20 protein-coding genes are annotated in these 20463 nt (G+C 30.6%); 9 read left to right on the top strand and 11 right to left on the bottom strand.

Going from position 1 to position 20463, the window contains the following annotated elements:
• Positions 1-2: 2 nt before the first annotated feature.
• The 6 genes from ACFO3U_RS12390 to pyrE form a co-directional block, all read right to left on the bottom strand.
• Positions 3-332, bottom strand: a complete 330-nt coding sequence (locus ACFO3U_RS12390) for a DUF4870 domain-containing protein (RefSeq protein ID WP_379742877.1) — start codon at positions 330-332, stop codon at positions 3-5.
• Complete coding sequence (locus tag ACFO3U_RS12385) at positions 332-1585, bottom strand: dihydroorotase (protein ID WP_379742874.1); 1254 nt, start codon at positions 1583-1585, stop codon at positions 332-334. The genes ACFO3U_RS12390 and ACFO3U_RS12385 overlap by 1 nt, the downstream gene beginning before the upstream one ends.
• A gap of 84 nt (positions 1586-1669) precedes the next feature.
• The gene (locus tag ACFO3U_RS12380) at positions 1670-3598 is read right to left on the bottom strand and encodes a BatA domain-containing protein (RefSeq protein WP_379742871.1); all 1929 of its coding nucleotides are present in this window, start codon (positions 3596-3598) and stop codon (positions 1670-1672) included.
• A gap of 183 nt (positions 3599-3781) precedes the next feature.
• The gene (locus tag ACFO3U_RS12375; protein ID WP_379742868.1) at positions 3782-5131 is read right to left on the bottom strand and encodes a DEAD/DEAH box helicase; all 1350 of its coding nucleotides are present in this window, start codon (positions 5129-5131) and stop codon (positions 3782-3784) included.
• A 102-nt stretch (positions 5132-5233) separates the two neighbouring features.
• On the bottom strand, positions 5234-5626 hold the full coding sequence (locus ACFO3U_RS12370; protein ID WP_379742865.1) for an SRPBCC family protein: 393 nt from the start codon (positions 5624-5626) through the stop codon (positions 5234-5236).
• A 4-nt stretch (positions 5627-5630) separates the two neighbouring features.
• A complete protein-coding gene (pyrE, locus tag ACFO3U_RS12365; protein WP_379742862.1) occupies positions 5631-6278 on the bottom strand; it encodes an orotate phosphoribosyltransferase in 648 nt (215 codons plus the stop codon).
• A 7-nt stretch (positions 6279-6285) separates the two neighbouring features.
• On the opposite strand from pyrE, the gene ACFO3U_RS12360 reads away from it, so the two are divergent.
• The 3 genes from ACFO3U_RS12360 (at position 6286) to ACFO3U_RS12350 (ending at position 7714) form a co-directional block, all read left to right on the top strand.
• Positions 6286-6888, top strand: coding sequence for an NUDIX hydrolase (locus ACFO3U_RS12360; RefSeq protein ID WP_379742859.1), 603 nt, complete (start codon positions 6286-6288; stop codon positions 6886-6888).
• Between the two features lie 16 nt (positions 6889-6904).
• Entirely contained in the window at positions 6905-7183 is a 279-nt protein-coding gene (locus ACFO3U_RS12355) for a heavy metal-binding domain-containing protein (RefSeq protein WP_379742856.1), read from the top strand.
• Between the two features lie 84 nt (positions 7184-7267).
• Positions 7268-7714, top strand: coding sequence for a ferritin-like domain-containing protein (locus ACFO3U_RS12350; RefSeq protein ID WP_379742853.1), 447 nt, complete (start codon positions 7268-7270; stop codon positions 7712-7714).
• Between the two features lie 111 nt (positions 7715-7825).
• Here ACFO3U_RS12350 and ACFO3U_RS12345 read toward each other — a convergent pair whose 3' ends face one another.
• On the bottom strand, positions 7826-7957 hold the full coding sequence (locus ACFO3U_RS12345; RefSeq protein WP_379742850.1) for a hypothetical protein: 132 nt from the start codon (positions 7955-7957) through the stop codon (positions 7826-7828).
• Positions 7958-8125: 168 nt separating this feature from the next.
• Positions 8126-9847, bottom strand: a complete 1722-nt coding sequence (locus tag ACFO3U_RS12340; RefSeq protein WP_379742846.1) for a M14 family zinc carboxypeptidase — start codon at positions 9845-9847, stop codon at positions 8126-8128.
• A gap of 292 nt (positions 9848-10139) precedes the next feature.
• Here ACFO3U_RS12340 and ACFO3U_RS12335 point away from each other — a divergent pair, with 292 nt between their 5' ends.
• From ACFO3U_RS12335 to ACFO3U_RS12315, 5 genes are all read left to right on the top strand, one after another.
• On the top strand, positions 10140-11486 hold the full coding sequence (locus ACFO3U_RS12335; protein ID WP_379742843.1) for a DEAD/DEAH box helicase: 1347 nt from the start codon (positions 10140-10142) through the stop codon (positions 11484-11486).
• 369 nt (positions 11487-11855) lie between these two features.
• Complete coding sequence (locus tag ACFO3U_RS12330; RefSeq protein ID WP_379742840.1) at positions 11856-12485, top strand: class I SAM-dependent methyltransferase; 630 nt, start codon at positions 11856-11858, stop codon at positions 12483-12485.
• Between the two features lie 225 nt (positions 12486-12710).
• Entirely contained in the window at positions 12711-13628 is a 918-nt protein-coding gene (locus ACFO3U_RS12325; RefSeq protein WP_379742837.1) for a DNA-methyltransferase, read from the top strand.
• 1 nt (position 13629) lies between these two features.
• Entirely contained in the window at positions 13630-14508 is an 879-nt protein-coding gene (locus tag ACFO3U_RS12320; protein WP_379742834.1) for a hypothetical protein, read from the top strand.
• A gap of 6 nt (positions 14509-14514) precedes the next feature.
• On the top strand, positions 14515-16047 hold the full coding sequence (locus ACFO3U_RS12315; RefSeq protein WP_379742831.1) for an ATP-binding protein: 1533 nt from the start codon (positions 14515-14517) through the stop codon (positions 16045-16047).
• A 267-nt stretch (positions 16048-16314) separates the two neighbouring features.
• Here the strand turns inward: ACFO3U_RS12315 and ACFO3U_RS12310 are convergent, their stop codons facing one another.
• The 3 genes from ACFO3U_RS12310 to ACFO3U_RS12300 all read right to left on the bottom strand — a co-directional run bounded on the left by ACFO3U_RS12310 (position 16315) and on the right by ACFO3U_RS12300 (position 19651).
• Positions 16315-17850: a SulP family inorganic anion transporter gene (locus tag ACFO3U_RS12310; protein WP_379742828.1), complete on the bottom strand. Its 1536-nt coding sequence runs from the start codon at positions 17848-17850 to the stop codon at positions 16315-16317.
• A 265-nt stretch (positions 17851-18115) separates the two neighbouring features.
• Positions 18116-18571: a pantetheine-phosphate adenylyltransferase gene (gene coaD / locus ACFO3U_RS12305; RefSeq protein WP_379742825.1), complete on the bottom strand. Its 456-nt coding sequence runs from the start codon at positions 18569-18571 to the stop codon at positions 18116-18118.
• Positions 18572-18661: 90 nt separating this feature from the next.
• Positions 18662-19651: a D-alanine--D-alanine ligase gene (locus ACFO3U_RS12300; protein ID WP_379742822.1), complete on the bottom strand. Its 990-nt coding sequence runs from the start codon at positions 19649-19651 to the stop codon at positions 18662-18664.
• 173 nt (positions 19652-19824) lie between these two features.
• On the opposite strand from ACFO3U_RS12300, the gene ACFO3U_RS12295 reads away from it, so the two are divergent.
• Positions 19825-20463 (top strand): PASTA domain-containing protein, encoded by a 639-nt coding sequence (locus ACFO3U_RS12295; RefSeq protein WP_379742819.1) that lies wholly within the window; start codon positions 19825-19827, stop codon positions 20461-20463.

Here is a 20463-nt window from a genome sequence, read left to right as displayed (position 1 = left end):
AATTATAGGCTTTTAAAAATATTTTGGAAAAATTTTCCAACAATTGGTGTTTCTTTTTTTTCTCCGTTTAAGGCTCCCATAAAACCATAAATCCAAAGAGCAAGCATAAAAATCCAAAAAGAAATGCTTATCATCCAACTATCAAATCCTCCAACAATATAAGACAACATTATAAATAAAAAATTAAGTCCTAATGCTTGTCTAATATGAAAACTAGCAAACTCCGATTTATCTTCATTGTTCATTAAAATTGCAATTACACTTCCAATAATTGTTAAATAACTAACGATTGCAATATTCTTTCCTTTGTTGATGTCGTTAAAATCTTCCATTATACTTCTAATTTTCCATTGTTGTAAATTCCGTACACTTTTCCTTTTAAAGTTTGTCCTAAAAACGCTGAATTTTTAGATTTTGAAAGGATGTTTTCTTTGGTAAAAGTTGATTTTTCGTTTGGATTGAATAAACTTAAACAAGCTTTTTGCCCAACTTCAATCTTGTTTTTTTCTAATCCAAAAACTGTTTTTCCGTTAGTCAATTTTTCAATAATAACTTCAGTTGGAAGTACATTTTGTAACATGCCAAAAGCTGCTTCTAAACCAATTGTTCCGTTTTTTGCTAAATCGAATTCTAATTTTTTATGTTCAATGTCAATTGGATTATGATCTGAAGTTATCATGTCAATCGTTCCATCGGTAATTCCTTTTAGTAAAGCTTTTCTATTGGTTTCCGTTTGTAATGGTGGAGCAACTTTATATCTCGAATCAAAACCTTCTAAAACCGTTTCGTTCAAAGTCAAATGATGTACCGAAACGCTACAAGTTACATTTAAACCTTTCTTTTTAGCTTCTTTGATTAAAGCAACCGATTTTGCTGTAGAAATAGTTGGAACATGCATTTTTCCACCAGTATATTCTAAAATAGAAAGATTTCGAATCAAATCAATTTCTTCTGCCATAGCTGGAATTCCTTTTAAACCTAGTTTAGTACTTACAATTCCTTCGTTCATAACACCATTTCCTTTCAAGGTTTTTTCTTGGCAAAAAGAAATCACTAAACCATCAAAATCTTGCACATATTGAAGTGCAATTTTCTGAATATTGGCTTTATCCATGGACTTGTTATAATCACCAAAAGCTATTGCTCCAGCGTTTTTCATGTCAAATAATTCGGCTAAATCTTCACCTTCACTATTTTTAGTCAAAGCTCCAATGGGATGTAAATTCGTAGCAAAACCATTCGATTTATTCTTCACAAAAGAAATAGCTGATTGATTATCCAAAATAGGATAGGAGTTAGGTTGTAAAGCCACATCTGTAAAACCGCTTTTTGCAGCCACATTTAATCCATTAGCAATAGTCTCTCTATCTTCAAAACCGGGTTCTCCTAAACTCACTGAAGAATCAAACCAACCTTGCGAAACATGAAGATTACCCAAAGAAACTTCTTCTAAGTTTTTAGCATTTTTGGCTGTTTTGTCAATGGAAGTTATTTTTCCATTTTCAATGGTTATGTCCATTTTCTGATTGTGAAATTTACTTTCAGCATCAATTATGGTTACTTGTTTTAATATAACATTTTTCATTTTTTTCAGAGTTTAAGAGTAACTAAGTTGCTAAGTAACTAAGTTTTTAAATCTTTCAATTTTATAATTTTCAAATCTTTCAATTTACTTCACGAATTTCTGAATCAACATTTCTGATATCAAAAAGACTAAAGCTAAGATAACAAACAATTTCCAAAGATCTTTTGAACTTCTTGAGGATTCAATTTCGTTGAAAACGGTTGAAATATCATTTACTTTGATAAAATCTTTAAAAGTGGTTTCGTTTTTCTGACCTAAATCGCTTTCACTTCGTGTATAATTGAAACTTATGTTTTTTAGATTTTGTTCTTTCTTTTCAATGGCAAAATTTCCTGAATTAGCTGGTAAATCTCCTAATGATAATTTGATTTTAGTATTCAAAACTTGTTGCATGGGAATAAAACTTTCTTCTTCATTTTGAATGGAAACTACTTCATCTTTACTGGTAATGGCATCAATTAAAACCACTTCGTTTTCTCCAATTAAGTGAGATAATTTACCTGAATTGCCTTTGGTTTGAGCCATATTATAAAACGTTGGAACAATTAAAGGTGAATTCTGAAAGTTGGAATTTTGTTTGTTAATTGGAGCAGAAAAGGTATAAATACTTCCCACTTGATTGCTTGTGGATTGCAAAAACGGACTTCCATCTTCAAATTGTAAAACAGGTAATCCTTTTGAAGCTAAAGCAAAACTTTGTTTGACTTCTGGATATTGAAAATTCGTGACTTTTTTCTCAAACACATTCTGATACAATGGATGCGAAAAACTAATTTTTGTGATTTTCTTTTCTTGATTTTGTAAAGTTGTAAAATTTGTATTTCCAATTTTATTGGTCAAACTATTCAATTTATCTACTGAAATAGTTGAAGAAGGAATAATAATTACATTCCCACCTTTGGCATAAAAATCACTTAAATTCGTAGCCAATGAACTTGGTATTTCATCTAATTCATTCAAAATGATTGTATGTTGATTTTCAAGTTCACTATAATTAATTTCTGAAATGGAATAATTGGTTACATCAAATTCATCGGAAGTATAAATTTTAGATAGAAACGCATTTTTGTCAGCATTTCCTATTGCTGTAACCTTAATTTTCTTTGGTTTTTCGATGCTAAAATAAAATGTGTTGTCATAATTCAATCCTTTATCTTGAATTTGGGCATAGCCATGAAGATCCGTTTTAGGTAAAGTAAAGACAACTGTTTGTTCGTTTTCTTTGAAATTTACAATTGTTTTTCCAACACTTTTATTGCCATTTACTATAGAAAGTGGTATTCCGTTTTCTTGTTCACCAAATGATTTTAGCGTGACTTTTATTTCATAAAATTGATCTAAGTTTTGAGAAAGTGTTACATTTTCAATACTCACATTATTCTTATTTTGAGCAATGGCATCCATAAAATAAAGGGAGTTTACTTCAGAAAGTGATGTTATTTTCTTTGATTCTACATTAATTGCATCAGTAATAATGACATAATCAATTGAAGTGTTTGGTTTTTTAGCTTGCACTTTCGTAATAAGATTGTCTATTTCAAAAGGTGTTCCGCTGTATTTTAAATTCAACAATTCTTTTTGAATGGATTTGATGTCAGTGTCCCAAAAAACATCATTGCTTGTCAATAAAGACAACGTTTTGGTTTCAGGAGTTTCTTCAATCAATTCTTGAACAGCTCTTTTTAATAATTCTCCTTTATTTCCTTTGGCTTGCATCGAAAAAGAATTGTCTAGTAAAATAACCAATTCGTTATTCTTTTTGTTATCCTCTTTTCCTTTAAAGAAAGGTTGAGCAAAAGCAATAATTAAAACAGCAAGCAATAATAAACGAGTCGCAAGAAGCAACCATTTTTTAATAGTAGAACTTTTTTGGGTTTGAATTTGGAGCTCTTTCAGCAATTTGACATTCGTGAAATACTCTTTTTTAAATCGTCTTAATTGGAATAAGTGAACGATAATTGGGATTACCAATAAAAAAAGAAAGTATAGAATTTCTGGGTGTTTAAATTGCATCAAAAATTTAATTTTTCAAAAGTACTTAATAAAAAATCAATTACAAAATTCAAGAGCAATATCAATTACAAAAAAATAATTTTTGGCTAAAGCTGAATGGCAATTCATATTTTTTTATCTGAAAATCTAATGTCAGAAAATCTAAAATCTGCTTTCTGCCAACTAATTACTGAACACTAAAAACTATTTCTTCTTTCTTTTAGCAGCACGTTTGCGTTCCATATTTCGATTGGTTGAACCTGAAACTTTTTTATAACGTTTTCCTGGTCCACCCAAATTAACTTTCTTGTTTTTATCACTTTTTTCGTGAAAAGAAGCTCCTCTTTCTTCATCAGCTTTCTTCTTTTTCACTTTCATTTTGACCTTGTCTTTTTCGAACTCCAATTTACGTTCTTCAACAACAACACCTTCTGGAATTTCTAAAACTTCAATTTCTTGATTCATTAAAGTTTCTACTTCTAAAAGCATTTCTTCTTCTTTTGGAGCAATAAAACTTATCGCAACACCTTCCTTGTCAGCACGACCAGTTCGTCCAATACGGTGAATATAGCGTTCTGGTTCATCAGGAAATTGTAAATTGAAAACATGAGTAATATCAGTGATATCCAAACCACGAGCCATAATATCAGTGGTAATCAAACCTCGTAATTCACCACTTTGAAAACTTTCCATCGTATTCAAACGATAATTTTGGGTTTTATTGGAATTAATTACTCCAAATTGACCTGGAAAATATTCTTCTAAAAAGTCATCTACTAATTCAGAAATACGTTTGCTATTAATGAAAATTAAAATTCGAGTAGTAGTTTCATCGCTTTCTAAAATGTGTTTTAAAATGTTCAACTTCGTAAGGAAATTTGGAACACTATAAATGTATTGACTAATCTGTTCCAATGGAGTTCCACTTGGAGCCAACGAAACTTCTTGAGGAAAATCAAAATATTCTTCTAACAATTCATCTACTTCCTCTGTCATGGTTGCAGAAAATAGGATGTTTTGCTTTTTGGTTCGCATCATCGATAAAATAGCTGTCAACTGTGTTCTGAAACCTAAATTTAGAATTTCATCAAACTCATCAATGACTAATTTTTGAAGCGTATCAAAACGAACCACATTATCCAAAGCTAAATCCATAATTCGACCAGGAGTGGCTACTAAAATATCTGTTCCTGTATAAACTGAAGTTTTTTGTGTATTTATGTTTACACCACCATAAATTCCTAAAGTTCGGATATTCATGTAAGTGGTTAATTTTTCTATTTCTTCCACAACTTGAACTACTAATTCACGTGTTGGAACTAAAATTACTACTCTTGGAGTATGTAAGTCCGCTACAAATTTCCATTGTTTTAGAATTGGTAAAAGATAAGCAAATGTTTTTCCTGTTCCAGTTTGAGCTATTCCCATAACATCTCTACCTGAAAGTATAACTTTGTAGGCTTTGGCTTGAATAGGAGTAGGTGTTTCAAAACCAAGCTCATCCAATGCTTTTTGTAGGGATTTTGGTAAATCAAAGTCGGAAAAAGAATTCATAGTACTAATTTTGTGCAAAGGTACAACTTTATTCTTTGTGTGTTAAACATAAAAAAACCTCTTCGATTTGAAAAGGCTTTTAGATTTTTAAAGCTGGATATTTTATAATTTCCCCATATTTGAAGCTAACGTTTCAATGAATTTTCCAATTGGTCCTTTAATCATCATGGCCATCATTGGGTTAAATTCTCCTTCGAATTGTAATTGAACTTCTGTTTTATTTTCTTCAATTTCAGTTAAATTTCCAGTTAAGGTAAAAGGTAATTTACTAGAAGCTGCTCCTAAAACAATTTTCGAGTTTGGAGTGAATTCTTTTTTTACTAATTTAATTTCAGGCATACCTTTTAAACCAAATTCGAAACAATTTTCATCAATTACTTCAAATTTAGCAATATTTTCGGGCATTAATTTTTCAAAATTCTTTACATCAGATAATTGCTCAAATAAGTATTGAGCTGATTTTTCTACGGTAACTTTTGGACTTTCTAAGTTCATATTTTTATTTTTCTTGATTCCAAGTTGATGGACTTTTTGCCCATTCCACTAAAGATTCCATTTCTTTTTCGTTAACGTATTGCTTTTCAATAGCTTTGCTTAAAAGTGTACTATAGTCACTTAAAGTATAAACATCAATGTTGGCTTTTTTGAAGTTGTCTTTAGAAATATCAAATCCATAGGTGAATATAGCAGCCATTCCTTTTACGTTTGCACCTTCATTGCGAAGAGCTTCCACAGCCATTAAACTACTTCCACCTGTACTGATTAAATCTTCTACAACAACAACGCTTTGCCCTTTTTGTAAAAAACCTTCAACTTGATTTTGTCTTCCATGTTTTTTAGCTTCTGGTCTCACATATACAAAAGGTAATCCCAGCTCTTCTGCAACAAGTATACCAATTCCAATGGCACCAGTAGCAACACCTGCAATGACATCTGGTTTTCCAAATTGTTTTTCAATTTGTTTCGCAAATTCATCACGAATATAATTTCTGATAGGAGGAAAAGACAGTACCAATCGGTTGTCACAATATATTGGAGACTTCCAGCCTGAAGCCCAGTTAAAATAATTTTCAGTATTTAATTTAATTGCGTTTATTTGTAAAAGCAATTCGGCTGTTTTCTGTGCGGTGTTGTTATTAAAAATCATATTGCAAATGTATAAAGTTTTTGTGAACGATAAGCCACTTTTTTTAACAAATAAAATCGAAAAAGAAACCGATTTTCAATTATTTCTTTTGGAAAGCATTGATATTAAAAAACTTATCGTCAAAATTTTTCAAAATAAAATTCAAAAAGCCTTTTTATATCATCCTGATGAATCTTTGTTGTTAAAGACATTGAAATCAAAAATTCCTGTTGTAAAAGCTGGTGGTGGATTAGTAAAAAATGCAAAAGGTGAGATTTTATTCATATTCCGTAATGGAAAATGGGATTTGCCAAAAGGTGGAACTGAAAAAAACGAAACCATGGAAGAAACAGCCATGCGAGAAGTTGAAGAAGAAACTGGTATAAATGGTTTATCCATAGTTGAAAAATTACAAAAAACGTATCATGTTTTTAAACGTAATGGTAGATATAAGTTAAAAGTTACGACTTGGTATGAAATGAATTCTACTTTTGAAGGAACTCCAGAAGGTCAAGAAGAAGAAGGAATTGAAAAAGTGGAATGGATAAATCCAAAAGATATTCCAACACTTTTAGAAAACTCTTATGAGAATATTAAATTGTTGTTTGAAACGGAAAAAATAAATTTTTAATTTAAACTATATAAAAATGAGAAAATCAATCGTATTATTTGCTTTCGCAATCGCAACATTATCATTTGTTTCATGTAAAGAAGAAGCTAAAGATGAAACAACAACTGAGGCAACTATTGAAGCTACAGACGAACATGCTGGTCATGATCATGAAGCTGGAGAAATGCACATGGCAAGTTATGCTTGTCCAATGGATTGCGAAAAAGGAAAAACCTATGATGCACCAGGGAAATGTCCAGTTTGTGAAATGGATTTAGTGGAAAATGGAGAAATGCACGAAGGACATAACCATTAATATTCTATAATTTATACTTATAATTTTGTAACAGTTTCCTCTAGTTTTTTATTGAAATTTGTAAAGAATCAAAAAAATAAAACTATGAAAGCTACAGAAAACGTAAAAATTTTAAATGGATTAATTTCAATTCTTGATGATGGAAAAGTTGGTTATACCAATGCAGCCGAAAATTGTGAAGATGAATCTCTAAAAACTGAATTTCTATCTATTGCAAGAGAAAGAGCACTAATGATTGTTCAATTACAAGATGAAGTTAAAGATTTAGGACAATCAACAGACGCTACAGATGGACCTTTAGGTGCTGTACACAGAGTTTGGATTGACTTTAAATCATTAATTACAGGACATGATAATGATGCTATTATCGAAGCTTGTATGACTGGAGAACAATATGCAATTGCAACGTATAAAAAAGCATTAGATAATAAATCTTTTTCAGCTTCAACCGAAACAGTTGTAGTTTCTCAATTAGCCATGATTGAAAGAGCTTTGGCTAAAATAAAATCTTTAAAAACAATTGATGCTTAATACATTCTTTGAATAACAAAAAAAGTCTTTCGAAAGAAAGACTTTTTTATTTACCTAATTATATAAACAGGATACTGCAAATGTGCTTTTTCAAGATAAACTGCATTTTAATCACTTACATTCTTTATATTTATATAATTCATTACCTAAGAGACCTCCAATAAAAAATGAAAATATAAAATTTAATAAATTAGGTTCAGGATGACCGTTATCAGCTGGACCTGCACTGTAAAACAGATTCATTATTAAATTCATTTTATGAGTGTGATAATAACAAACATCTGGAATTAACAAATTATAAATTATAGTAAAACTAAATAGAAAAAATAATATTCCACCTATAGATATATAAATCCATTTCGAAATTTTATTTTTTTTCATAGAGTATTGTTTTACAATTGATATTATAAATTATTTTATCCTATAAATAGGATACTGCAAATGCGCTTTTTCGTAATATGGAGAATGTTTGTAAATCCAATCTAACTGCCAATCACCGTTTTGAGAGAAGTCTTTTTCGTTTTTCTTTTTAGCTTCAAATTCTGCTTTTAAAGTCGGATTTTTATCTAAAATTTCTTTGGCTAAATCTTCAAAAACATAAGCCGAAAAATATTCTTTTTGTTGTAAAATAGGATCAAAATAATTCCAGTTGAAGTAACTGTCAACAGCTTCTGGTTCTAAAGTTTCTAACAAATATTTCACACCTTTTTGTTGGGTTTTGATTAAGAAATCACCTTTTCTAAAGCCTGTTTTTTCTTGACTTGAAGTCACAACTGTATTGTAATGTCCATAATGTCCTTCATAAGGATTTTTAGAAGTTTTATAATCTGCAATTTTATAACTTTCGACTTCAATTACAGTATCGTTTTTGATTTCAGTCATTTCAATTTGATTGACTTTTAGCAACTCTAAAATCGTCCATTGTGATTTTGGAACTACATAATAACCTGGAATCACAACCTCTTTTGTCGCTTTATAATCATTATAAAACGGAATATTTTTGGTAAAAGGTTTTGCTCGGTCATAAAACAATCTTGGTTTTCCAGAAACATCACTTGGTTTGTAATCACCTTCGTAACCTTGAAAAACAATAGTAGAAACTTTTGAGGAATCAATTTCCCATTGCAAAGGATAAAGATTTCCAACTTTATAATTCTCTAAGTTTTCAGCTTTTAGAGCTTTGATTTTCTTGTAATTTTTATCCACATAATTCAAACTTGAAACCATGTATTCATAAGTCACTTTTACACGACTGGCAAAATCTTTCAACATATGTGTTTCAGGTACAGAACCAATTGCGTTGAATAGAGTAGTGTAACCTGTTGCGTATCTTGGTGTATCCATAAATTGCGCAAAACCTTCGTCTGGTTTGTCACCGTGAATGTTTACATAAGGCACACTTTCAATGTCTTTTTTCTGTAAATCTTTCACGATTTCTGGATGCATTTCGGTTTTATAAAATTCTCCTAATTTTCCACCTAAACGTTGATGTTGTGTAGCGATACAAGTGAAAGTATATTGATAATCAGCTCCATTACTCACATGATTGTCAATAAACATATCTGGATTTACCAAATGAAAAATCTCTTGAAAACTCTTCGAATTTTTAGAATCTGTTTTGATGAAATCACGGTTCAAATCATAGTTTCTGGCATTTCCTCTAAAACCATATTCTTCTGGACCATTTTGATTGGCTCTTGAATACGAATTTCGATTCAAACTTCCACCAATATTATAAACTGGAATCGCAACTAAAACTGTATTTTTTGGAACGGAAACTTTTTTGGTAGCCAAATCACGCATCAACATCATGGTAGCATCAATTCCGTCTGGTTCACCTGGATGAATGCCATTGTTGACTAAAATTACTGCTTTGTCTTTATTGATTTGCGGAAAACTAAATTGCTTATCTGGATTAAAAATCACAATATGCAACGGTTCACCACTATCTGTTTTACCCATTTCTTTTACAGAAATCGTTTCAAAAGCACTATCTAATTTTTGATAATAAGCAATACATTCTTCATAAGTCGTGGATTGATTGCCGTTTCCTTTTTCAAAAGGTGTCAGGTATTTTTCTTGGGAATAGGAAACAAATGAGATTAAAAAGAATAATTTAAATATGTAACGCATGATGTTTAGTTTATTAGTTCAAAAATAGATTTTTTTTACCACAGATTCGCAGATTTTTAGAAGATGATTTATTTTTTTTTCGTCAGTTCGAGTGTTTTTGTGGAATGAAATGTAGCAAAAATGTATCGAGAACTTTTGCTTTGGAAATTGATTTCAGTTCACGACTTCTCGATACAATTTTCAAAATCAAAAACTAGCGTTTTTCATTTTAAAAACCACTCGAAGTGACGGATTATATCATAATTCGTAATTCTTAATTCGTAATTACTATTTCAAACCCTATCTTTGCCAAATGAATACAAATCACCATTCGACTAATTTATTGGTCAATTTAGGCATTGATAGTCTAAATGAAATGCAAGAAGTAGCGCAAACTACTATTCTTCAAGATAATAACGTTCTATTGCTTTCTCCAACAGGTTCTGGAAAAACCTTGGCTTTTTTGATGCCTATTTTTCAACTTTTGGAAGAAAATATCCATACTGTTCAGTGTTTAATTTTGGTTCCTTCACGAGAATTGGGATTGCAAATTGAACAAGTTTGGAAGAAAATGGGAACGAATTATAAAGTCAATATTTGTTATGGTGGTCATTCATTGGATACAGAAATTAAGAATTTAAGCAATCCACCAGCGATTTTAATTGGAACTTCAGGAAGAATTAAAGACCACTTGGAAAGAAAATCGTTTGAGGTGGAGAATATCACGACTTTAGTTTTAGACGAATTTGATAAGTCTTTGCAACTGGGTTTTCATGAAGAAATGTCTTTTATTATTGGTCGTTTGCCGAAATTGAATAAACGTGTTTTAGTTTCCGCTACAGCTGGCATTGAAATTCCGAAATACACACGAGTTGTGAATCCAACGGTTTTGGATTTTATTGTGGAAGAAGAAGAAAACTCGAATTTAGATATAAAATTGGTCGTTTCGAAAGAAAAAGATAAGATAAATACCCTTTTTCAGTTGATTTGTACTTTAAAAGGAGAAAGTGCGATTGTGTTTTGCAACCATCGTGATGCTGTGGAACGCATTAGTGATATGCTGAACGAAAAAGGAATTTATGCTACATTTTATCATGGTGGAATGGATCAAGAGGAACGAGAACGTGCTTTGATTCAGTTTAGAAATGGAAGTATGAGTTATTTGATTACAACCGATTTAGCGGCTCGTGGTTTGGATATTCCAGAAATGAAACATGTGATTCATTATCATTTGCCTTTGAAAGAAGATGAATTTACACACCGAAATGGTCGTACCGCTCGTATGCAAGCTTCTGGAACGGCTTATGCCTTGATTCATGAAAGTGAAAAGCAATTGGATTATTTCGATTATAGTTTAGAAAAATTAGTGGTTACCGAAACGACAAGATTGCCAAGACCACCGCAATTTCAGACGATTTATATCAGTGGTGGAAAGAAAAACAAGTTGAATAAATTTGACATTGTAGGTTTCTTTTCGCAAAAAGGGAAATTGGAAAAAGGGGATTTGGGTTTAATTGAAGTGAAGGATTTTATTTCATTTGCTGCTGTGAAATATGGAAAAGTGAATGATTTTTTGAAGAACATTCGCGATGAGAAGATGAAAGGGAAGAAGTATAAGATTGAAGTTGCAAGGAAGGTTGTGAAGAAAGAGGAAGAGTAGTTTTTTGGAACACAGATTTGAGAAATTGGAGGAATGTGAGAAATGGAACGCAGATGACGCTGATTTGGCAGATTTTCACGGATTTTTATTTTCACACAAAGAGTAAAAGTTTTTCGCAAAGTTCACAAAGAAACTATGTTTAACTATGTAAAGCAAAGCTTCTCAATTCAATATATAGAAACCTATGTGTCTATGTGGTTAAAAAAAACTTAGCGAAACTCTGTGCCATACTTTGAGTAACTTTGTGTAATAAATTTAACCGCAAATTCGCAAATCTTTTATATAAACATCGCTATGTTACCTATAAAAAGCAAAGCGTCTGACTATACTCAAAGAAACCTATGTGCCTATGTGGTAAAAAAAAAATATATGATAAACTGTCCTTTATGTAACGAAAATGCTACGGTTTTTTGCGAAAAGCCCAATCATTTATTCTACAAATGTGACACTTGTGAAGGCATTTTTAGACCAAAACATACACATCTAGATACAACTGCTGAAAAAGCTCATTACGAAAACCACAACAATGATGTGAATGATTTAGGGTATCAAAAGTTTGTTTTTCCTGTGGTGAAAGCTGTTTTGGATCATTTTTCTGCTGAAGATAAAGGTTTGGATTTTGGTTCTGGAACTGGACCAGTGATTGCCAAATTGTTGCGGGAACAAAACTACCAAGTAGAAAATTACGATTTGTATTTTGAAAATAAACCCGAATTATTGCAACAAAAATACGACTACATAACTTGTTGTGAAGTAATGGAACATTTTAAAGAACCTTTGAAAGAGTTTCAACAATTGCAAAAGATGCTAAAACCAAAAGGGAAACTAATTTGCAAAACCGAAATCTACAACAACCAAACCCCTTTTGAAAATTGGTATTACAAAAATGACTTAACGCATATTTTTATTTACCAAGAAGCGACTTTGCATTGGATACAAAAGAATCTTGGGTTTAAGAAGGTTGGGTTTTTGGATAAGGTTGTTGTTTTTGAGGGATAAGATTTGTTGAGTCTTTTTTAAGACTGGTATTGACAAATAAACAGAAAACTTTGAAAGATAAAATTTAATTAATAAGGTAAAAACAATTTCACAATAACATAAAAAAATAGGTTAAGCATAGAAATAGCATAAAACCTGTTTTAGCAGACTTAGTTACTTTTGTAATCTTCAATTATTTTAAAAATAAATTTGGTTAATACGTTTAAATGTATCAATTTTATATCCATGAAAATTGCATATAAAACTGATAACGGAATATTCTATAAAGGGAAGATTGAAAAGGTTTTAACTTCCAAAAAGTTTGATAAATATAAAGGTAAAATAAATTTAATTTTTTTTTCACCACCATTTCCTTTGAATAGGAAAAAAAAATATGGAAATTTACAAGGTGAGGAATACATAGATTGGCTTTCAAGTTTATCTATTTTATTTAGAGAATTTCTTGCAGAAAATGGTTCAATTGTCATAGAAGTTGGAAATTCATGGGAATCTGGTGTACCAGTTATGTCTACCTTGGCATTAAAATCTTTATTAGCATTTTTAGAAAAGGGAGAATATCATCTCTGTCAACAATTTGTATGGAATAATCCTGCAAAATTGCCAAGCCCTGCACAATGGGTTAATGTAGAAAGAAACAGAGTAAAAGATTCTTTTACTTATTTTTGGTGGATGAGTAAAACTCCATTTCCAAAGGCTGATAATAGAAATGTTTTGACCGAATATAGTAAGTCAATGAAAAGCCTATTAAAAAGTCAAAAGTATAATTCTGGCTCTAGACCTTCGGAACATAACATTGGAGAAAAATCGTTTTTGACTAATAATAAAGGTGCTATCCCTTCGAATGTTATTACAGCAGCAAATACACAATCTAATACTAGCTATCAAAAATACTGCATTGAAAAAAATATAATACCACACCCTGCAAGAATGCCTGAAGCTTTACCAGAATTTTTTATTAAATTCTTAACAGATGAAAATGATTTAGTATTAGATCCATTTGGAGGAAGTAACACAACTGGTGCAGTTTCAGAAAGACTTAATAGGAAATGGATTTCTGTTGAGCCTAATATTGAATATATTAAAGGTTCAATTGGAAGATTTGAGAAATTATCTAAATATGATTTTGAAATAAGTAATATTTAACATGGCAAGTATTTTTAATCCAAAAATATTGGAAATCAGACATCAAGTATATAAACCAGTTGGTTGGATTATAAATAAAATATATACAGTAACTTTTAATAAATGGTTCTATCAATTAAAAGCATCAAAACATTTTGACGAAATAACTTTACAAAGAATTTTATTATATAAGTTTCAAGCTTTGTTGCCAAATCATACAGCCATTTATTATGATAAAAACATTTCACATAAAAATATCAAAAAATTAAAGTCTAAACCAGATTTTTTGCTTTGGAAAAATGATTATACAGAGTGGTACGTTATTGAAGTAGAATTAATAAATCATAGTGTTAATCATATTGATATACAGCTTAAGAACTTTTATGAAGGTGATTATTCTGATGTGGATGGAATAACTGATTATGTGAATTCTAAGGTTAAAACTATGTTTAATCAAATCAGTTTTAAAGAAATGTTGATTAACACTCAACCTAAAATTATGCTAATTTCAGATAGAATTCATCCTACGTGGTATGATGAATTTCAAAAATATGAATGTTATTTTGCAACATTACAAATATATGTTGATGATGATGAAAATTTTTTATACAGAATTGGAGGGGAATTTCCTCAAGAATATAGTACTTTTACTTATTGTAATTTCGATAAAAGAATAAGAGCTCTAGAAATTGATAATGGTAATTTTTTCAAAAATGCGGGATATAATTCTGGTGACAAGGTTAAAATTTATTATAGGTTTGAATTTGAAGAGTGGCGATTTATGGAGTATGGAGATAAATCTTATTTAGAATATTTAGAGGACATTCCTCCTTTAGATATGACAATAAAAAGATATAAGGTCATATTAAATAGCAAAAAACAAATTCACCTAGTAAAATAGTATTTTATGGAAGATATAGAAATAAAAGTAGGTATTGAAGTCATTTTATCTTATAAAAGACTCTCATATTCACCTTGGTATGCACTTGCAGAATTTGTAGATAATTCTACTCAAGCTTATTTTAATAATCAAGCAGCAATAGAGGAGCAACTTAGAAAAGATGGTGAAAGGTTGACAGTTGATATTAATTACAATAGAACAAATAATACAATAACAATATCTGATAATTCTATTGGGATGTCTGGTGAAGAATTAAGAAATGCTTTAATGATAGGAGTACCTCCAGATTATGATAAAGGTAGATCAAAGTATGGATTAGGTTTAAAAACAGCTGCATGTTGGTTTGGAAATTTTTGGACTATTGAAACTAAAAAGCTAGGAGAAAGTTCAGCATATAAAGTTACAGTTGATGTAAATAAAATAGCTAAAGAGAGAGTTTTTAAATTACCCACAGATATTATAGATTCATCTCCTGAAAAGCATTATACTAAAATTTGTATTCAAGATTTAAATAGACAATATCATGGAAAAACTATTAATAAAATTAAAGAATTCCTTTCTTCTTTATATAGATTTGATTTTGATAATATAAATCTTTTGTTGAGATGGCAAGGTGAAGATATTAGTTGGAAAGGTTTTGAGGGTAGATTTTATATAACGCAAGATGGAAAACCCTATAAAAAACCTCTTTCATTTACAATTGGTGAAAATAAAGTTGTTACTGGTTGGGTAGGAGTTTTAGCAAAAGGAAGTCGTAAAGATGCTGGTTTTTCAATTATTCAAAATAATAGAATTATTAGAGGTTGGCCATCTGCTTATAAACCTTCTTCAATTTTTGGAGATGATGGGACTAATGATTTAGTTAATCAAAGATTAGTTGGAGAATTATTTATGGATGGTTTTGCGGTAAGTCATACAAAAGATAATATTCTTTGGGTAGATGATGAAGAAGAAGAATTAGAGTTAAAACTTGGTGAATTATGTGCTGATGCTAAAGCATTAGCAGGTTATATTAGAGTTTCATCCTTTAATGTTGTTGATGATAATTCTGATGCAATTAGATATGAAGCATTATCATTGTTTGAATCCGAATTAAAATCAAGTGAAATTAGAGATAAATTATTTAACGAAATAATTCCTGATGACAGAGCAATAACTGCTTCTTTTCAGAATTTAATTGAAACAACTCAAAGGAATGATGAACCTGTTATTGAAGTTAGTATTGGAGAGGATGAGGATGTTATTTTTATAAAAGTTTTCTTTAGGAATGTTTCAGAGTTTGAGCCTTACGTACTTATAGAATCATCAATTGAAAATAATACATTACTTGTGATAATTAATTTACTCCACCCATATTGGCAAGAATTAAAGAACTTAGATAGTTACTTAACGTTTATAAGACATTGTGTTTATGATGGAATTTCTGAGTGGAAAGCTTCAAAAAAATTAGGTAGATTAAATCATGATACAGTTAAATACATAAAAGATATTTTATTAAGATTGCCGTTTGAAATAACTAATAACAAGTTTAGAGAATAAATACAACAATTTTTAAGGTTAAACTTTTACTTTTAGGTTAATTTACATGCAATATTCTGCTTATTAATGAGAATTACAATGTTTCTAATCTCATGTAATTAACATAAATAGATAAAAAAACACACAATTATTACGGTTTTTCGCATAAAACAAAAAAAAGCTAAAAATTAGTTCTAACTTTTAGCTTTCTTATTCTATATAAAGGTTCTCGATACATTTTTTGTTTCATTGCATTACACAAAAAAATCACTCGAATTAACGAAAAAATTATTTACCAGGAACAACCTTATAAGTAGGATCTTCCATAATGTTTACATCTATAATCGCTTCGGCATTTTTAAGCAATTCTACACAATCATTACTCAAGTGTTTTAAATGAACTACTTTGTTTACGGCTGCGTAGCGTTCGGTTATTTTGTTTACAGCATCAATAGCACTCATATCGGCAATTCGGCTTTCGGCAAAGTCTATGATTACTTCGTTGGGGTCGTTTTGTACATCAAATTTTTCGGCAAAAGCAGTTGTAGAACCAAAAAATAAAGGGCCAAAAATCTCGTAATGTTTCACACCATTTTCATCTACATATTTTCTTGCACGAATTCGTTTGGCATTTTCCCAAGCAAAAACCAAAGCCGAAATAATCACTCCAATTAAAACCGCTAAAGCTAAATTGTGCATTAAAATGGTAACAAAAGTCACGACCAACATCACAAAAATATCAGATTTTGGCATTTTGGTAAACGCTTTAAAACTAGCCCATTCAAAGGTTCCAATCGCAACCATAATCATTACTCCAGTTAAAGCAGCCATAGGTAATAATTCAATGACTGGTGCTCCAAATAAAATGATCGCTAAAATGGTCAAAGCAGCCACAATTCCAGATAATCTAGCTCTTGAACCTGAAGATAAGTTAACTAAAGTTTGAGCAATCATTGGGCAACCACCCATTCCAAAGAAAAATCCGTTGGCTATGTTGGCTGTTCCTTGTGCTAAACATTCGCGGTTGCTGTTTCCTTTTGTGTTTGTGATTTCGTCTACTAAATTTAATGTTAACAAACCTTCTGTTAAACCTACAGCAGCCATAATCAATCCATAAGGCAAAATGATTTTAAAGGTTTCAAACGTAAAAGGAATTTCAGGAATATGAAAAGGAGGAAAGCTTCCACTAACAGAAGCAATATCCACAACTTGTTTAGTATCAATATTAAAAATTAGTACAACCGCAAAAACTACAATAATCGCAACTAACGAAGCAGGAACCGCTTTAGTAATTTTTGGAAATAAAAGAATAATCGCAATAGTTAAAGCCACTAATCCAGCCATAATGTACAAGGCTGAACCTGATAATAATTCACTTTGTCCGTTAACAATGGTTTTAAATTGTTCTAATTGCGACATGAAAATGATTACCGCTAAACCATTTACGAAACCAAACATTACAGGTTGTGGCACCAATCGGATGAATTTACCTAATTTGAGTAAACCAACTATAATTTGAATAATTCCAGCCATAGCCACAGCTGCAAAGACATATTCTAAACCGTGAGAATTCATTAAAGCAATCAAAACGATTACGGTTGCACCAGCACCACCAGAAATTAAACCAGGACGACCACCAAAAATAGCGGTGATAATTCCCATGATAAAAGCACCATACAATCCAACTAAAGGAGGAAAACCAGCTAATATGGCAAACGACAACGATTCTGGAATCATAGTCATAGCAACAGTTAAACCTGCTAAAACTTCGGTTTTATAATCTACTTTTTGTTTGAAATCGAAAAGGTTGAGTACTTTTTGCATTACAATTTGGGCTTAGAAAAAATTAAGCGGCAAAGGTAAGGTTTTCAATTTAAAGATAGAAGCTACTTTTGTAATGAAGTTTTTTGGAACACAGATTTGAGAAATTGGAGAAATCTGAGAAATGGAACGCGGATGACGCTGATTTGGTATATTTTCACGGATTTTTTTAACGCAAAGTTTGAAAGTTTTCGCAAAGCTTACATCAACAGATTTTAACAATTTCTTCAATTTCTTAAATCTGTGTTCCTTTTTTATTACCAAAAATTTATTTTTTCAAAACAGAATCAGGAACCATTTTAGAAGCATCACCACCATTTCTCAAAACATCTCTTACAATGCTTGATGAAATATAAGAAGTTCTTGCTGCTGTTAGTAAGAACACTGTTTCTATTTTAGACATGGTTCTGTTGGCGTGAGCAATGGCTTTTTCAAATTCAAAATCAGCTGGATTACGCAAACCTCTTAAGATGAATTCGGCTTTTTCTTTTTTGCATAAATCTATCGTCAAACCTGTATAAGTTATGACTCTTACTTTTGGTTCGTCTTTAAAAGCTTCTTCGATAAAGCGTTTTCGGTCTTCTAGTGAAAACATGTATTTCTTTTCGGCATTGACTCCAATGGCAACTATCACTTCATCAAATAGGGAAACTCCTCTCTTAATGATGTCAAAGTGACCGTTTGTAATAGGGTCGAATGAACCTGGGAAAATTGCTTTTTTCATTATTTTGAGTTTGTTGTTTGTCGTTTGTCGTTTGTCGTTAATAGTTTATGGTTAGAACTATTAACAATAAACTATTAACAATTAACTATTCTATTTCTTCCAAATAGGTTTGTTATGTAAAGCTAATTCAATTTCACTATCTAACAAGTCTTTCATTGGAATTTTTGCATAATCTGCTTGTTGTGGAAATATACTTTGTGGACTCAATCCTGGATTGGTATTGATTTCAATAAAATGAGGTTCGTCATTCATGATGATATATTCAGCTCTTGAAAACCCTTTCATTCTTAAAGAATCGTAGACTTTTATAGCTGTTTTTTTGACTTTTTCGGTCATTTCATCGCTAATTCTAGCTGGTGTTATTTCTTCTGATTTTCCCAAATATTTCGCTTCATAATCAAAAAAAGCATTGTGAGAGACAATTTCTGTGATGCCTAAAACAGTCGTTTTTCCTTTGTAATTCAGTACACCAACCGAAACTTCCATGCCATCTAAAAAGCTTTCAATTAAAATATCTTTGTCTTCCGCAAAAGCAAAAACCAAGGCTTTTTCATATTCATCTTTAGAATGCACTTTTGAAATTCCTAAACTACTTCCAGATTGATTGGGTTTTACAAAGAATGGTAATCCCAATTCTTTTACAATATCATCATAAGTAAAATCGATATTTCCTTCAGAGACATAAATAGATTTAGCTCTAGGAATATTAAATTTTGACAAAACAGATAAAGTATCACGTTTGTTAAAAGTCAAACTTGATTGGTAATAATTACATCCAGCATAAGGAATTTCTAACAATTCCCAATAAGCTTGCAAATGACCATCTTCACCTGGAGTTCCATGAACCGTATTTAAAATCACATCAAAATGAATGGTTGAAAATCCGTCAAAGAATGAAAAATCGGCTTTATTGATTGGAAATTTTTCATCTTCGACAATGGCATGCCAACCTTCTAACAAAATATGAATTTCATAAATGTTATATTTTTCTTTGTCTAAATTGTTTAAAATTAACTGTCCGCTTCGAAGTGAAATTACTGATTCATCAGAATATCCACCCATTACAACTGCTATGTTCATATAAAAATTGAATATATACTTCTATACAAAAATATCATAATTTATTTATTTGATGGTTAGGATTTGTGGTTTTATTAAAAATAATTGAACAAATAATAAAATGGTACTTTTGTGGTTATTATTTGATAGTTAAATCAAACTATAAATTTATATCTTTGCTAAAATTAAAATGTATGAGGTTTTTTGAATTTTTAAAGAGTTGGGCTTTTTTCAGACAAGTATTAATTGCTGTATTGATAGTTGGTGTATTGGGCTTTTTATTGGTAAATTTTTTAGATTTTAGAACCAGACATGGTGAAGAAATTGAAGTGCCAGATTTAAAGAAAATGAAAATTGAAATTGCTGAAGAAAAATTAGCCGATTTTGGGATAGAAGCTTTAGTTTTAGATACAATTGATTATAATAAAGACTTTCCTCCTTTTTCTATAGTTGAACAAGATCCAGAAGTTGGTGAAAAAGTAAAAGATGGTCGAAAAATATATGTAAAGATTAATGCTGGTGGTTATGCCATGATTACTTTACCAGATTTGGAAGAGAAAACATACAGACAAATTCAAGCTACTTTTAGAGCTTTAGGTTTACAAGAAGGAGATATTACCTACAAGCCAAATTTAGCAAAAGACTTAGTTTTAGTTGTGAAACATAAAGGAAAAGTAGTTAAAAAAGGAGATAAGATTCTTAAAAATTCTGTTTTGGATTTAGAATTAGGTGATGGAAAAAGAACTTTTGAAGATTCAGATTTAGGAATTGATACGATTAGCGTTTCAAACCCAGAAATTGATGTGGATGTTCCAACAACTGAAGGAGAATAA

The sequence above is a fragment of the Flavobacterium ponti genome (assembly GCF_042652765.1).
Taxonomy (GTDB): Bacteria; Bacteroidota; Bacteroidia; order Flavobacteriales; family Flavobacteriaceae; genus Flavobacterium; species Flavobacterium ponti.
The sequence above is the reverse complement of the archived record's forward strand: the minus strand, read 5'-3'. Positions and strand labels throughout refer to the sequence as shown.

Bases quoted from the DNA above. Each gene is read 5' to 3' on its own strand.
- ACFO3U_RS12375 (WP_379742868.1), bottom strand. From the start codon at position 5,131: ATGAATTCTTTTTCCGACTTTGATTTACCAAAATCCCTACAAAAAGCA.
- ACFO3U_RS12345 (WP_379742850.1), bottom strand. From the start codon at position 7,957: ATGAATCTGTTTTACAGTGCAGGTCCAGCTGATAACGGTCATCCTGAA.
- ACFO3U_RS12295 (WP_379742819.1), top strand. From the start codon at position 19,825: ATGAGGTTTTTTGAATTTTTAAAGAGTTGGGCTTTTTTCAGACAAGTA.
- ACFO3U_RS12315 (WP_379742831.1), top strand. From the start codon at position 14,515: ATGGAAGATATAGAAATAAAAGTAGGTATTGAAGTCATTTTATCTTAT.
- ACFO3U_RS12350 (WP_379742853.1), top strand. From the start codon at position 7,268: ATGAAAGCTACAGAAAACGTAAAAATTTTAAATGGATTAATTTCAATT.
- ACFO3U_RS12380 (WP_379742871.1), bottom strand. From the start codon at position 3,598: ATGCAATTTAAACACCCAGAAATTCTATACTTTCTTTTTTTATTGGTA.
- ACFO3U_RS12320 (WP_379742834.1), top strand. From the start codon at position 13,630: ATGGCAAGTATTTTTAATCCAAAAATATTGGAAATCAGACATCAAGTA.
- ACFO3U_RS12325 (WP_379742837.1), top strand. From the start codon at position 12,711: ATGAAAATTGCATATAAAACTGATAACGGAATATTCTATAAAGGGAAG.
- pyrE (WP_379742862.1), bottom strand. From the start codon at position 6,278: ATGATTTTTAATAACAACACCGCACAGAAAACAGCCGAATTGCTTTTA.
- ACFO3U_RS12300 (WP_379742822.1), bottom strand. From the start codon at position 19,651: ATGAACATAGCAGTTGTAATGGGTGGATATTCTGATGAATCAGTAATT.
- ACFO3U_RS12370 (WP_379742865.1), bottom strand. From the start codon at position 5,626: ATGAACTTAGAAAGTCCAAAAGTTACCGTAGAAAAATCAGCTCAATAC.
- ACFO3U_RS12390 (WP_379742877.1), bottom strand. From the start codon at position 332: ATGGAAGATTTTAACGACATCAACAAAGGAAAGAATATTGCAATCGTT.
- coaD (WP_379742825.1), bottom strand. From the start codon at position 18,571: ATGAAAAAAGCAATTTTCCCAGGTTCATTCGACCCTATTACAAACGGT.
- ACFO3U_RS12310 (WP_379742828.1), bottom strand. From the start codon at position 17,850: ATGCAAAAAGTACTCAACCTTTTCGATTTCAAACAAAAAGTAGATTAT.
- ACFO3U_RS12340 (WP_379742846.1), bottom strand. From the start codon at position 9,847: ATGCGTTACATATTTAAATTATTCTTTTTAATCTCATTTGTTTCCTAT.
- ACFO3U_RS12335 (WP_379742843.1), top strand. From the start codon at position 10,140: ATGAATACAAATCACCATTCGACTAATTTATTGGTCAATTTAGGCATT.
- ACFO3U_RS12355 (WP_379742856.1), top strand. From the start codon at position 6,905: ATGAGAAAATCAATCGTATTATTTGCTTTCGCAATCGCAACATTATCA.
- ACFO3U_RS12330 (WP_379742840.1), top strand. From the start codon at position 11,856: ATGATAAACTGTCCTTTATGTAACGAAAATGCTACGGTTTTTTGCGAA.
- ACFO3U_RS12360 (WP_379742859.1), top strand. From the start codon at position 6,286: ATGTATAAAGTTTTTGTGAACGATAAGCCACTTTTTTTAACAAATAAA.
- ACFO3U_RS12385 (WP_379742874.1), bottom strand. From the start codon at position 1,585: ATGAAAAATGTTATATTAAAACAAGTAACCATAATTGATGCTGAAAGT.